General features: G+C 60.6%; 13 protein-coding genes. 8 read left to right on the forward strand and 5 right to left on the reverse strand.

Annotated features, from left to right (window positions below; all coding sequences use genetic code 11):
* Positions 1-113: 113 nt before the first annotated feature.
* Genes G7048_RS03125 through G7048_RS03140 form a run of 4 tightly spaced genes read right to left on the reverse strand, consistent with a single transcriptional unit; the run spans position 114 to position 3,599 of the window.
* Positions 114-725: a hypothetical protein gene (locus G7048_RS03125; protein ID WP_166066748.1), complete on the reverse strand. Its 612-nt coding sequence runs from the start codon at positions 723-725 to the stop codon at positions 114-116.
* 58 nt (positions 726-783) lie between these two features.
* The gene (locus G7048_RS03130; RefSeq protein WP_166066749.1) at positions 784-1,803 is read right to left on the reverse strand and encodes a CoA ester lyase; all 1,020 of its coding nucleotides are present in this window, start codon (positions 1,801-1,803) and stop codon (positions 784-786) included.
* Positions 1,800-2,588 carry a trans-aconitate 2-methyltransferase gene (gene tam / locus G7048_RS03135; protein WP_166066750.1) on the reverse strand — a complete coding sequence of 263 codons (789 nt, stop codon included), beginning with the start codon at positions 2,586-2,588 and terminating at the stop codon, positions 1,800-1,802. The genes G7048_RS03130 and tam overlap by 4 nt, the downstream gene beginning before the upstream one ends.
* A gap of 24 nt (positions 2,589-2,612) precedes the next feature.
* Positions 2,613-3,599: a malate dehydrogenase gene (locus G7048_RS03140; protein ID WP_166066751.1), complete on the reverse strand. Its 987-nt coding sequence runs from the start codon at positions 3,597-3,599 to the stop codon at positions 2,613-2,615.
* Positions 3,600-3,814: 215 nt separating this feature from the next.
* Here G7048_RS03140 and G7048_RS03145 point away from each other — a divergent pair, with 215 nt between their 5' ends.
* The 7 genes from G7048_RS03145 (at position 3,815) to G7048_RS03175 (ending at position 9,773) form a co-directional block, all read left to right on the forward strand.
* Entirely contained in the window at positions 3,815-4,606 is a 792-nt protein-coding gene (locus G7048_RS03145) for a GntR family transcriptional regulator (RefSeq protein WP_166066752.1), read from the forward strand.
* Between the two features lie 135 nt (positions 4,607-4,741).
* The gene (gene sdhC / locus G7048_RS03150; RefSeq protein WP_166066753.1) at positions 4,742-5,164 is read left to right on the forward strand and encodes a succinate dehydrogenase, cytochrome b556 subunit; all 423 of its coding nucleotides are present in this window, start codon (positions 4,742-4,744) and stop codon (positions 5,162-5,164) included.
* Between the two features lie 37 nt (positions 5,165-5,201).
* Positions 5,202-5,567, forward strand: a complete 366-nt coding sequence (gene sdhD / locus G7048_RS03155; RefSeq protein WP_166066754.1) for a succinate dehydrogenase, hydrophobic membrane anchor protein — start codon at positions 5,202-5,204, stop codon at positions 5,565-5,567.
* Between the two features lie 32 nt (positions 5,568-5,599).
* Positions 5,600-7,405 (forward strand): succinate dehydrogenase flavoprotein subunit, encoded by a 1,806-nt coding sequence (gene sdhA / locus G7048_RS03160; protein WP_166066755.1) that lies wholly within the window; start codon positions 5,600-5,602, stop codon positions 7,403-7,405.
* Positions 7,406-7,435: 30 nt separating this feature from the next.
* A complete protein-coding gene (locus G7048_RS03165; protein WP_166066756.1) occupies positions 7,436-8,140 on the forward strand; it encodes a succinate dehydrogenase iron-sulfur subunit in 705 nt (234 codons plus the stop codon).
* 5 nt (positions 8,141-8,145) lie between these two features.
* Positions 8,146-8,421, forward strand: a complete 276-nt coding sequence (locus tag G7048_RS03170) for a succinate dehydrogenase assembly factor 2 (RefSeq protein ID WP_166070765.1) — start codon at positions 8,146-8,148, stop codon at positions 8,419-8,421.
* 53 nt (positions 8,422-8,474) lie between these two features.
* A complete protein-coding gene (locus G7048_RS03175) occupies positions 8,475-9,773 on the forward strand; it encodes a citrate synthase (RefSeq protein WP_166066757.1) in 1,299 nt (432 codons plus the stop codon).
* Between the two features lie 204 nt (positions 9,774-9,977).
* Here G7048_RS03175 and G7048_RS03180 read toward each other — a convergent pair whose 3' ends face one another.
* Positions 9,978-10,994, reverse strand: coding sequence for a GlxA family transcriptional regulator (locus G7048_RS03180; protein ID WP_166066758.1), 1,017 nt, complete (start codon positions 10,992-10,994; stop codon positions 9,978-9,980).
* Positions 10,995-11,198: 204 nt separating this feature from the next.
* Between G7048_RS03180 and G7048_RS03185 the strand changes: the two genes are divergently transcribed.
* On the forward strand, positions 11,199-12,314 hold the full coding sequence (locus G7048_RS03185; RefSeq protein ID WP_166066759.1) for an S-(hydroxymethyl)glutathione dehydrogenase/class III alcohol dehydrogenase: 1,116 nt from the start codon (positions 11,199-11,201) through the stop codon (positions 12,312-12,314).
* Positions 12,315-12,395: the final 81 nt, after the last annotated feature.

Raw genomic sequence — 12,395 nt, forward strand, 5'->3', positions numbered from 1 at the left:
CGAAGTTTTTGGTTTTCAATCAAATGGGGCGGCAATTGGCAAGCCTCTGGCTGACCATCGCGAAGATGGTCACAAGAGGCCCGCCGTGTTTTCAGCAGTCCGGGACTGCGGTCTTACTTGGTGTTCAGACCGTCGAGCACACCGGGTGTGGGGTTCCTCTTCATGGACTCGGCCACAGCAACCTGGTTGGGATTCATGCATTCGTCGGCCATGCGCTGACCTTGTTTCTGGTTCAGCAGCATGGACTTGTTGGCGATCTGCATCCAGACGGCACCGGCCTTCTGGTCTTCAAGACGGATGGCGCCAGTGGACGTCGCCACAGGCTGCATGTGGTACTTGAAATTCTTGCCCGTCACATGGAAACGGCCGGGGGAGCTCGGGTCCTTCTGGACATCCACATAGGCACCGAGTTCGCAAGGCATATGGCCTGTCACGACGGTATCGGCCAGTGCCAACTCAGCGGGCGACAGCGCGGCTTCCGCAGCGATGAAGCCAGAGGCCACCTGCGTCGCGGCGCTCTTGAGCTGCGTGCGGCTGCTGGTGGCGGCTGTGGTCTTCTTCGGCGCAGCAGTGGTCTTCTTGGCCGTCGTGGTGGTGGTCTTCTTGGCCGCAGGAGCTTTCGCCGCAGTCTTGGGAGCCGCCTTTTGAGCGGGCTTGGAATCGGTTTGCGCCATGGCAATGGCTGGTGCAATGGCAATCAGGGCGGCAGCGACGAGGGTCTTCATGGGGACTCCTGCAAGATGAAAATGAGTTGATGGGATCGAAACATCAAAAATAACCGATTTATGCTTCAGTGACGCCATCACCCGTAACAAACCATTGGCGCGCATCCAACGGGATGGCACGGCCGGTTTGGTGAGCACGCTCGAGCACCTGCCAGAAATAGCGGTAGCTCGCGCGATCGTGCAACACGCCGTCTTCGCTGATGGGAGCCCAGTCAGCGGCCACGGCGGCAGAAATGATGCGACCGGCGCGTTCGATCTCGACATCGTCGGGCGCCAGCGCCGCGAGGATGGGTCGGATCTGCGCCGGGTGGATGCTCCACATGCGCGTGTAACCAAATTCACGATTGGCCTTGCGGGCAGCGGCCTGCATGGCATCGGTGTTGCTGAATTCGGTGACTACGCAGTGGGACGGCACCTTGCCATGTGCATGGCAGGCAGACGAAATTTCAAGCTTGGCGCGCACGACCAGTGGATGCTCGAACTGGCCAGCCGAGGTCATGCCGGCCGAAGGAATCGCGCCACCATGGGCGGACACGAAATCCATCAGACCAAAGCTCAGGCTCTGGATGCGTGGGTGCGAGGCAATGTCGAAGGCGCGGTGCACGGCGGCGGGCGACTCGATCAGCGCGTGCAGCGGCAGATGCTTCGCGCCAGCGGCGTCGAGCGCGCGGGTGGCGATCTCCACATCTTCGTAGGTTTCCACCTTGGGAATCATGATGTGGCAGAGCTTGTCGCCTGCTTCCCCTGCGATCGTGGCGATGTCGTTGGCGAACGCTGGGTGGTCGACGGTGTGCACGCGGGCGGCAACGCGCGCACCGGGTTTGGCTTCGCACACCAGTTGCGCGACCAGCCTGGCGTGCTCGCGCTCCAGACCGACGGGCGCTCCGTCTTCACAGTCGAGCGTCACGTCGAACACCACATGGCCGAACTCGGCGCGCATCTCGTCCTGCAGTTGCAGGCTCTTGCGCATGCGCACTTCCACGCCGCTGTAGTGATCGCAGACGGGAATGTGTTGCTGCCCTGCCTGCGCTCCGAGCAGGACAGTGGCGGGATGGGCTTTGGCGGCGGTCGTCGTCATGCGGGGCGCTGGGCAACAATGAACATGCGCGGGAAGGCCAGCAGTCGCTTGCCGTCACTGCGCACGGGATATTCGGCATCGATGCGTTTTTCGTAACTCGCAAGAAACTCGGCTCGCAGAGTGTCGGAAAGCGGATCGACAAAAGGCTTGAGTCCGGTGCCACGCACCCATTCCACGATGGCTGCGGCGGACTCCATTGGATGCTGGTACACGGTGTGCCAGACATCCACCTGCGCGGCCTCTTTGGCCAGCAGGTCGTAGTACTGACCAATGCTGAGCAGCTCGGTGCGCAGCTTGGTGAAGTCGCCAATCGGTTCCTTGAACGGCGATTCGGCAGCCAGCTCGCGCATGTTGCGGTGCGTGGGCTCGGCGCGGTTGTCGGGCATCTGGATGGCCAGAACACCGCCGGGCGCGAGTGCACGGAACAGGCGCGGGATCAGCATCTCGTGATCGCCCACCCATTGCAGCGCGGCATTGGCATAAATGAGATTGGGTGCCGAACCTGTTGTGGTATCCGGCACCCAATCGTTGATGTCTGCGGCTACAAAGTCCACGCCGGGGAGCCGCTTTGCAGCGCTCTCCAGCATGGCTTTGGAGTTGTCCACGCCGATCGCACGGGCCTTTGGGAAGCGTGCGACCAGCAGTTCGGTGGAATTCCCCGGCCCGCAGCCTAGATCCACCACCACGGATGGATCGTTCAGGGGCACGCGCGCCAGCAGCTCACGGGCCGGGCGCGTGCGCTCGTCCTCGTAGCGGCTGTAGAGCTGGGGGTTCCAATCCTGCATGTGTGGACTTTGGTTTCCTGTGAATTACAGGAGGTGCTTCACGCCGTCTTGTTCGCCTTGCAGCTCAGCCAGCGTCTTGTTGATGCATTCTTGCGAGAACGCGTCGATTTCCAGACCTTCGACGATCTTGTATTCGCCGTTGGCTGTGGTGACCGGGAAGCCGAACACGATGCCGGCTGGAATGCCGTATTCGCCATTCGAAGGCACACCCATGGTGACCCATTCGCCGTTGGAGCCCAGAGCCCAGTCGCGCATGTGGTCGATGGCAGCGTTGGCAGCCGAAGCAGCCGACGACAGGCCACGTGCAGCGATGATCGCAGCGCCGCGCTTGCCGACGGTTGGCAGGAACACGTTGGCGTTCCACTCTTGGTCGTTGATCATATCCTTGACAGACTTGCCATCGACGGTGGCGAAGCGGTAGTCAGCGTACATGGTTGGCGAGTGGTTGCCCCACACGGTCAGCTTCTTGATGTCGCCCACGGCGAAGCTGGCCTTGGCAGCCAGTTGCGAAGCAGCGCGGTTGTGGTCCAGACGCAGCATGGCGGTGAAGTTCTTTGCTGGCAGGTCAGGAGCCGACTTCATGGCGATGTAGGCGTTGGTGTTGGCTGGGTTGCCGACAACCAGAACCTTCACGTTGCGTGAAGCGACTGCGTTCAGAGCCTTGCCCTGAGCGGTGAAGATCTGTGCGTTGGCAGCCAGCAGGTCGGCACGTTCCATGCCTGGGCCACGTGGACGGGCACCGACCAGCAGAGCGTAGTCGGTGTCCTTGAAGGCTTGCAGTGGATCGCTGTGGGCTTCGATGCCGGCCAGCAGAGGGAATGCGCAGTCTTCCAGCTCCATGATCACGCCCTTCAGAGCGTTCTGGGCCTTTTCGTCAGGAATTTCGAGCAGTTGCAGAATGACTGGCTGGTCCTTGCCCAGCATTTCGCCGGAAGCGATGCGGAACAACAGGGCGTAACCGATTTGACCAGCGGCACCGGTAACGGCAACGCGAACGGGCTTCTTGCTCATGAGAAAAACTCCAAAAATATGAGGGCTGTGTTGGTGTCAGGACTCACTCGGGCGGCACATGAATCGACAGCCACCCGAACCCGGCATTAACAGCCCCCGAGTTTACCGCTGATTCATTGACAGGGTCAATTTGTCTTATGTCTTATATAAGATATGATGGCAGGTGAAAGTTTCAAACTGATTACCGCATCGATCTCTCGATCCAGCCCATCGGCATGTCCTCCAACTCGACATCACCTTCTTCATCAGCCGTCGCCAACGCGGGGGCGGGAGGCGTTTCGACTCCGGCGTTCAGCCCGCTGTACCAGCAAATCAAGGGTCTCATCCTGCACAGCCTGCAACATGGCGAATGGAAACCCGGCGAAGTCATTCCCAGCGAAATGGACCTCGCAGCGCGCTTTCGCGTGAGCCAGGGCACGGTGCGCAAGGCCATCGACGAGCTGGCCTCCGACAACCTGCTCGTGCGCCGTCAGGGCAAGGGCACGTTTGTGGCCACTCATGCCGAGCAGCAGGTGCAATACCGTTTTCTCAAGCTGCTCCCCGACAGCGGCGACGTCCGCGAGGAAGGTCCGGCCCAGCGCACGATTCTCGAATGCAAGCGCAACCGCGCCTCCGCCGAGATCGCCCGCGCGCTGCAGATTCGCACCGGGGACCCCATCATTCAGGCGCGCCGCATTCTGGCATTTGCCGGTGTACCCACCATTTTGGAGGACATCTGGCTGCCCGGTCAGGCATTCAAAGGCCTGACCGCCGAGCAGATGGCCAACTACCACGGCCCGACCTACGCCATGTTCGAGCTCGATTACGGCGTGCGCATGGTGCGTGCCGAAGAAAAAATCCGTGCGGTTGTCCCTGACGACGAGCAGGCCAATCTGTTGCTGGTGCCCCCGCACACGCCCCTGCTGTCGGTCGAGCGCATCGCCTACACCTACAACGATGTTCCAATGGAGTTACGTCGTGCGCTCTACAGAACTGACACACATCACTATCACAATTCGCTAAGCTGACAACAGGGTTTACAGCAACGCCCGACTATGGAATAAGCATTCCCCACAACCCAGTGACATTGGGTTGCAATAGAATTTTGGGTTGTCCGCATCCGCGATTACAACGCAGTTACATCCACGAAAGCAAATCCAGACATGACTGAGCAAGCTAAAAAGCGGCCTGAGTTCCGCAATATCAACGTATTCACGGACCTTCCCGGTTACCGCCTGCCCCCTGCCGGCGTGCTGTCGATCCTGCATCGCGTCAGCGGCATGATCATGTTCTTCCTGCTGCCGTTCATCACCTGGATGTTCGACAAGTCCCTTTCGTCCGAAATTTCGTACGGCGATTTCACCTCCGTGTTCCAGGGTTCCTGGGGCTGGCTGGCCAAACTGGTCTGCCTGGCTCTCATCTGGGGTTACCTGCACCACTTCTGCGCCGGCGTTCGCCACCTGCTGATGGACATGAACCATCACATCGTGAACAAGGAATTCGGCAAGTCTTCCGCGCTCGTTTGCTTCGCCATCAGCCTCGTGCTGACCGTGGCGCTCGGCGCAAAGCTGTTCGGCCTGTACTGATCGGCCATTTTTCTCCCTACGATAAGGAAAAAGAACCATGTCCGTGAATTACGGCTCCAAGCGCACCGTGGTTGGTGCGCACTACGGCATCCGCGACTGGCTGGTCCAGCGTGGCACCGCTGTGCTGATGGCACTGTTCACCATCGTGCTGCTGGCACGTGTTCTGATGATCTCCGGCCCCATCGGCTACGACGCCTGGGCCGGCGTGTTCGCTCCCCAGTGGATGAAGTTCCTGACTTTCGGCGTGATCGTCTCGCTGGTCTGGCACGCCTGGGTTGGCGTGCGTGACGTGTGGATGGACTATGTGCCTGCTACAGGCCTGCGTCTGGTCCTGAATATTTTCACCATTGTCTGGCTGGTCGGCTGCGCAGGCTGGGGCTTCCAGGTCCTGTGGCGTCTGTGATCGAGACTGATCTCCGCGATTGAAAGAAAAGAATGAGCTACACAAAAGCAAATATCACCAAGCGCAAGTTTGACGTCGTGATCGTCGGCGCTGGCGGTTCCGGCCTGCGCGCTGCGCTGGAGCTGTCTCGTGCGGGTCTGTCCGTGGCCTCGCTGTCCAAGGTGTTCCCTACCCGTTCGCACACCGTGGCGGCGCAGGGTGGCGTGTCCGCATCGCTGGGCAACATGTCCGACGACAACTGGCACTACCACTTCTACGACACCATCAAGGGCTCCGACTGGCTGGGCGACCAGGACGCCATCGAGTTCATGTGCCGCGAAGCACCGAACGTCGTGATCGAACTCGAACACTTCGGCATGCCTTTCGACCGCAACCCTGATGGCACGATCTATCAGCGTCCGTTCGGTGGCCACACCGCCAACTACGGCGAAAAGCCAGTGCAACGCGCCTGCGCCGCTGCTGACCGTACCGGTCACGCCATGCTGCACACGCTGTACCAGCAGAACGTCAAGTCCAAGACCAACTTCTTCGTGGAGTGGATGGCTCTGGACCTGATCCGCAACACGCAGGGCGACGTGGTCGGCGTGACCGCCATCGAACTCGAAACCGGCGACCTGTACGAGCTGCACGCCAAGGCTGTGCTGCTGGCGACCGGCGGTGCCGGCCGTATCTTCCAGGCCTCCACCAACGCCTTCATCAACACCGGTGACGGTCTGGGCATGGCTGCTCGCGCAGGCATTCCGCTGCAGGACATGGAATTCTGGCAGTTCCACCCCACTGGCGTGGCCGGTGCCGGTGTGCTGCTGACCGAAGGTTGCCGCGGCGAAGGCGCGATTTTGCTGAACAGCGAAGGCGAGCGCTTCATGGAACGCTACGCCCCAACTTTGAAGGACTTGGCTCCACGTGACTTCGTGTCGCGCTCGATGGACCAGGAAATCAAGGAAGGTCGCGGCTGCGGTCCGAACAAGGACTACATCCTGATGAAGCTCGACCACCTGGGTGCTGACACGATTCGCAAGCGTCTGCCTTCCGTGGAGGAAATCGGCCACAACTTCGCCAACGTGGACATCACCAAGGAACCGATTCCTGTGGTGCCAACCATCCACTACCAGATGGGCGGCATTCCGACCAACATCAACGGCCAGGTCGTGGTGTGGGACGGTCAACAGAACCAGATCGTCAACGGTCTGTACGCCGTGGGCGAATGCTCCTGCGTGTCGGTGCACGGCGCCAACCGCCTGGGCACCAACTCGCTGCTCGACCTGCTGGTGTTCGGCAAGTCCGCTGGCAAGCACATCGTGCAGTTCGTCAATGGCTTCGGTGACCACCACCAAGTGCCCGGCGACTCCGCTGACCGCACGCTGGCCCGCCTCAACGAGCTGGACAACTCCAAGGAAGGCACCTACGCGCAAGACATCGCTGGCGACATCCGCACAGCCATGCAGACGCACGCAGGCGTGTTCCGTACGCAGAAGTCGATGGACGAAGGCGTGGTCAAGATCAACGCGATCCGCGAACGCATCGGCTCCATCACCCTCAAGGACAAGTCCAAGGTGTGGAACACGGCCCGCATGGAAGCGCTGGAAGTGGACAACCTGATGGAAGTTGCTCAGGCCACCATGACCTCCGCTGCCGCTCGCCACGAATGCCGCGGCGCGCACACCGTGTACGACTACGAGCATCCAGCCGACGATCCAAAGTACCCACTGGGCCGCAATGACATCGACTGGCTCAAGCACACCCTGTGGAACAGCGCCGACAACAGCCTGTACTACAAGCCTGTGAACCTGAAGCCCCTGACAGTGGAGAGCGTGCCTCCCAAGGTCCGCACGTTCTAATCCAGCAGCCCACGAGAAGAGATTCAAAACATGAAGCGCACTTTCAAAATCTATCGCTACGATCCCGATAAGGATTCCAAGCCTTACATGCAAACCGTGGAGCTGGAGCTCGACGGCCATGAGCGCATGCTGCTGGACGCGCTGGTCAAGCTCAAGCAAGTCGATCCAACGATCTCGTTCCGTCGCTCGTGCCGTGAAGGCGTGTGCGGCTCCGACGCGATGAACATCAACGGCAAGAACGGCCTCGCCTGCCTGACGAACATGAAGACCCTCAAGGGCGACATCGTTCTGAAGCCGCTGCCAGGCCTGCCAGTGATCCGCGACCTGATCGTGGACATGACGCAGTTCTTCAAGCAGTACCACTCGATCAAGCCATACCTGCAAAGCGACATCTACGTGTCGTCCAGCAAGGAACGCCTGCAGTCGCCCGAAGAGCGCGAAGAGCTCAACGGCCTGTACGAGTGCATTCTGTGCGCCAGCTGCTCGACGAGCTGCCCATCGTTCTGGTGGAACCCCGACAAGTTCGTGGGCCCTGCCGGTCTGCTGCAAGCCTACCGTTTCATCGCCGACAGCCGCGACACCGCGACCGAAGCGCGTCTGGACAACCTGGAAGATCCGTACCGACTCTTCCGTTGCCACACCATCATGAACTGCGTGGACGTGTGCCCCAAGCACCTGAACCCGACAGTCGCGATCGGCAAGATCAAGGAACTGATGGTTCGCCGAGCCATCTGATGACCATGGCACAAGAAGACACCTTGCTCGACGAACGCGAAGTTTCTCTGCTGCGCTGGCGCTCCAGGCGTGGACTGGTGGAGAACGACCTGTTCATCGAGCGCTTCTTTGCCACCTACGGGTCGCGCCTGACCGCAAGCCAGGCGCGTGGAATTTCGGCACTGATGGATCTCTCCGACAACGATCTGCTGGACCTCTTGCTTCGCCGCAAGGAGCCCGAAGGTGAATTGGCCACGGACGAAATCCGTTCGGTGCTGGAGCAACTACGCCCGCGTGCCTGACGCGGAGTGCAGATCCTGCACACAGATGTAGGTTAATTATTGAAGGAAATGAAATGAAACTGGCAGATAACAAAGCGACGCTATCGTTCAGCAACGGCAGCCCAAGCATCGAACTCCCCGTTTATCAAGGCACCATCGGCCCGGACGTTCTCGATATCCGCAAGCTGTACGCCCAGACAGACAAGTTCACCTATGACCCAGGTTTCCTGTCCACTGCGTCCTGCCAGTCGGCCATCACCTACATCGACGGTGACAAGGGCGAACTGCTGTACCGCGGCTACCCCATCGAGCAGTTGGCCACCAACTGCAACTACCTCGACACCTGCTACCTGCTGCTGAACGGCGAACTGCCAGACCCACAGCAGAAGGCCGACTTCGAAAAGCTCGTGACCAACCACACCATGGTCAACGAGCAGATGCAATTCTTCCTGCGCGGCTTCCGCCGTGACGCACACCCGATGGCTGTGCTGACTGGTCTGGTGGGTGGTCTCTCGGCCTTCTATCACGACAGCACCGACATCAACAACCCAGAGCACCGTGAAATCTCCGCGATCCGTCTGATCGCCAAGATGCCTACTCTGGTCGCCATGGCATACAAGTACGGCGTGGGTCAGCCCTACCAGTATCCACAGAACCACCTGTCGTACGCTGGCAATTTCCTGCGCATGATGTTCGGCAACCCTTGCGAAGAGTACAAGGTGAACCCGGTCATCGAACGCGCGATGGACCGCATCTTCATCCTGCACGCAGACCACGAGCAGAACGCTTCCACCTCCACCGTGCGTCTGTGCGGCTCCTCCGGCACCAACCCGTTCGCAGCCATCGCTGCCGGCGTGGCCTGCCTGTGGGGTCCTGCTCACGGCGGCGCAAACGAAGCCGCTCTGAACATGCTCTACGACATCCAGAAACAAGGTGGCGTGGAAAAAATCGGCGACTTCATCAAGCAAGTCAAGGACAAGAACTCCGGCGTCAAGCTGATGGGCTTCGGTCACCGCGTCTACAAGAACTACGATCCACGTGCCAAGCTCATGCAAGAGACTTGCAACGAAGTTCTGTCGGCCATGGGCCTGGAAAAGGATCCTCTGTTCGCACTGGCCAAGAAGCTCGAATCGATCGCCCTGGAAGACGAATACTTCGTGTCGCGCAAGCTGTACCCGAACGTCGACTTCTACTCCGGCATCGTGCAGCGCGCCATCGGCATTCCAGTGAACCTGTTCACCGGCATCTTCGCTCTGGCACGCACCGTCGGTTGGATCGCCCAACTGAACGAAATGATCAGCGACCCAGAGTACAAGATCGGCCGTCCACGCCAGCTGTACACCGGCTCGCCACGCCGCGACATCAAGCGTTGATTCGCTGATTCGCAGCCCGGATCTTCGTGATCCAGCAAAAGCCCAGTGGCCCACGCCGCTGGGCTTTTTTGCTTCTGGCCGGAAGCCGCTGAAATCAGCACACTCAAGCGCCACTGACGCATCATTGCGAGGGGAGAAGCGAAGGCCCGGCGGACTGACATCCGTTGGGCCTTTTCTTTGCATTTCTACGCACTCATTGCGCACTCACAGCGCCTTTGCGCTGCGACTGCCAAAGCGCTCGCGATACGTGTTCGGCGTGATGCCCAACTGCTTGGAAAACAGATGCCGCAGCGCCTGCTCCGACCCCAGCCCGGAGCGTGCGGCAATCGTCTTGAGCGGCAGGCTGGTGTGCTCTTCGAGCAATTGCTTGGCACGCTCCAGCCGGGCCGATTCGATGAACGCAGCGGGCGTCTGCGCACATTCCTGCACGAACAGACGGCTCATGTGCCGCTCGCTCATCGCCGCCTGCTCAGCCAGTCGCGACATCGGAAGCGGCTCTTCGAGATGCTGAAGAATCCACTGCTGCAGACTCTGCACGCTGCGGTGCTTGGTCGACTGGCTCGCCAGACGCACGCTGAACTGCGACTGCCCGCCCGGCCGTTTGAGATACATGACCAGATCGCGCGCCACCTCCAGCGCCAGCGCGTGACCGAAGTCTTCCTCCACCACGGCCAATGCGAGGTCGATTCCCGCCGTCACGCCCGCCGAAGTCCAGAGCGCGCCGTCGCGCACATAGATCGCATCGGCATCCACATCGATGCGCGGAAACTTCTGCTGCAGCGCGCCCGCCACGCTCCAGTGTGTAGCGGCGCGGCGACCATCGAGCAGCCCCGCCTTGGCCAGAAAAAAGCTGCCCGAGCACAACGAAATCAACCGCTGCACCTTGGGGCCAACGCGCTCCAGCCACTGCACCAGTCCGCTCGATTCACCCAGCACGCGCTCGATGTGACGCGAACCGACGATCACCACCGTGCACCCCAGTTTGTCGCGCTCCACATCGTCGAGCGAATGCGTGGCCTCCAGCGACATCAGCGTGTCCGAGCGCACCAGTCCGCGCTCCGCCGCGACGATGCGCACGGCATAACCATCGGGCCTGCCGCGCTCGCGCAGATGCACATTGGCATAGTCGAACACCGACATGGGGCCAATGGCCTCCAGCGCCTTGAAACCGGGATAGACAACCAGATCGACGCGATGCGCGCCTGCGTGACGATGCTCCATGAACCTGCCAGACAAAAAAAGGAAGAACGACAAAAAGAAGTCGGCAATATATCGTCTGCTCGTCCTGAATCGCGCTCGACGATCAAATCCGGACATATCGCACTGGCATGCGGACATTGCCACCCGCCCCACGCGCGCGATGCTCTAAAGTCGGGAGATTCGATTCCCCTCCCATACACACCATCTTCTTCCGGAGAACCACCCATGAAATCCCGCGCCGCAGTTGCCTTCAAAGCCGGAGAACCCCTGCAGATCGTCGAGATCGACGTCGCACCGCCGAAGAAGGGCGAAGTCCTCATCAAGATCACCAACACCGGCGTCTGCCACACCGACGCCTTCACGCTGAGCGGCGATGATCCGGAAGGCATCTTCCCCGCCGTGCTCGGCCACGAAGGCGCGGGCATCGTCGTCGAATGCGGCGAAGGCGTGACCAGCGTGAAGCCCGGCGATCACGTGATCCCGCTCTACACCGCCGAATGCGGCGAATGCCTGTTCTGCAAGAGCGGCAAGACCAACCTGTGCGTGTCGGTCCGCGCCACGCAGGGCAAGGGCGTGATGCCCGATGGCACGACCCGTTTTTCGTACAACGGCCAGCCGATCTACCACTACATGGGCTGCTCCACTTTCAGCGAATACACCGTCGTCGCCGAAGTCTCGCTCGCCAAGATCAACCCGGATGCCAACCCCGAGCAGGTCTGCCTGCTGGGCTGCGGCGTGACCACCGGCCTCGGCGCCGTGAAGAACACCGCCAAGGTGCAGGAAGGTGACACCGTCGCCGTGTTCGGCCTCGGCGGCATCGGCCTCGCGGTCATTCAAGGTGCCAAGCTGGCCAAGGCTGGCCGCATCATCGCCGTCGACACCAACCCTTCCAAGTTCGATCTGGCCAAAACCTTCGGCGCGACCGACTGCATCAACCCCAAGGACTACGACAAGCCGATCCAGCAAGTCATCGTCGAGATGACCACCTGGGGCGTGGACCACAGCTTCGAGTGCATCGGCAACGTCAACGTGATGCGCGCCGCGCTCGAATGCGCGCACCGCGGCTGGGGCCAGTCGGTGATCATCGGCGTGGCAGGTGCGGGGCAGGAAATTTCGACTCGCCCATTCCAACTGGTGACCGGCCGCAAGTGGCTGGGCACGGCGTTTGGCGGCGTCAAGGGCCGCAGCCAGTTGCCGGGCATGGTCGAGGAAGCCATGGAAGGCAAGATTCAACTCGCGCCGTTCGTCACGCACACCATGCCGCTCACCGAAATCAACGAAGCGTTCGATCTCATGCACGAAGGCAAGTCCATCCGCTCGGTCGTTCACTTTGGTGAGTGATTTTTCTTTGGCTTGATGAGGCCTTGCGGCCTCATCTCGTCACCCGTGCGGAGATGACAACACAGGCCTTCATGCGTTGTT

Source organism: Diaphorobacter sp. HDW4B (assembly GCF_011305535.1).
GTDB lineage: Bacteria > Pseudomonadota > Gammaproteobacteria > Burkholderiales > Burkholderiaceae_C > Diaphorobacter_A.

Excerpts from the sequence above, each read along its gene's own strand:
- G7048_RS03125 (WP_166066748.1), bottom strand. The coding sequence starts at position 725 with ATGAAGACCCTCGTCGCTGCCGCCCTGATTGCCATTGCACCAGCCATT.
- G7048_RS03130 (WP_166066749.1), bottom strand. The coding sequence starts at position 1,803 with ATGACGACGACCGCCGCCAAAGCCCATCCCGCCACTGTCCTGCTCGGA.
- tam (WP_166066750.1), bottom strand. The coding sequence starts at position 2,588 with ATGCAGGATTGGAACCCCCAGCTCTACAGCCGCTACGAGGACGAGCGC.
- G7048_RS03140 (WP_166066751.1), bottom strand. The coding sequence starts at position 3,599 with ATGAGCAAGAAGCCCGTTCGCGTTGCCGTTACCGGTGCCGCTGGTCAA.
- G7048_RS03145 (WP_166066752.1), top strand. The coding sequence starts at position 3,815 with ATGTCCTCCAACTCGACATCACCTTCTTCATCAGCCGTCGCCAACGCG.
- sdhC (WP_166066753.1), top strand. The coding sequence starts at position 4,742 with ATGACTGAGCAAGCTAAAAAGCGGCCTGAGTTCCGCAATATCAACGTA.
- sdhD (WP_166066754.1), top strand. The coding sequence starts at position 5,202 with ATGTCCGTGAATTACGGCTCCAAGCGCACCGTGGTTGGTGCGCACTAC.
- sdhA (WP_166066755.1), top strand. The coding sequence starts at position 5,600 with ATGAGCTACACAAAAGCAAATATCACCAAGCGCAAGTTTGACGTCGTG.
- G7048_RS03165 (WP_166066756.1), top strand. The coding sequence starts at position 7,436 with ATGAAGCGCACTTTCAAAATCTATCGCTACGATCCCGATAAGGATTCC.
- G7048_RS03170 (WP_166070765.1), top strand. The coding sequence starts at position 8,146 with ATGGCACAAGAAGACACCTTGCTCGACGAACGCGAAGTTTCTCTGCTG.
- G7048_RS03175 (WP_166066757.1), top strand. The coding sequence starts at position 8,475 with ATGAAACTGGCAGATAACAAAGCGACGCTATCGTTCAGCAACGGCAGC.
- G7048_RS03180 (WP_166066758.1), bottom strand. The coding sequence starts at position 10,994 with ATGGAGCATCGTCACGCAGGCGCGCATCGCGTCGATCTGGTTGTCTAT.
- G7048_RS03185 (WP_166066759.1), top strand. The coding sequence starts at position 11,199 with ATGAAATCCCGCGCCGCAGTTGCCTTCAAAGCCGGAGAACCCCTGCAG.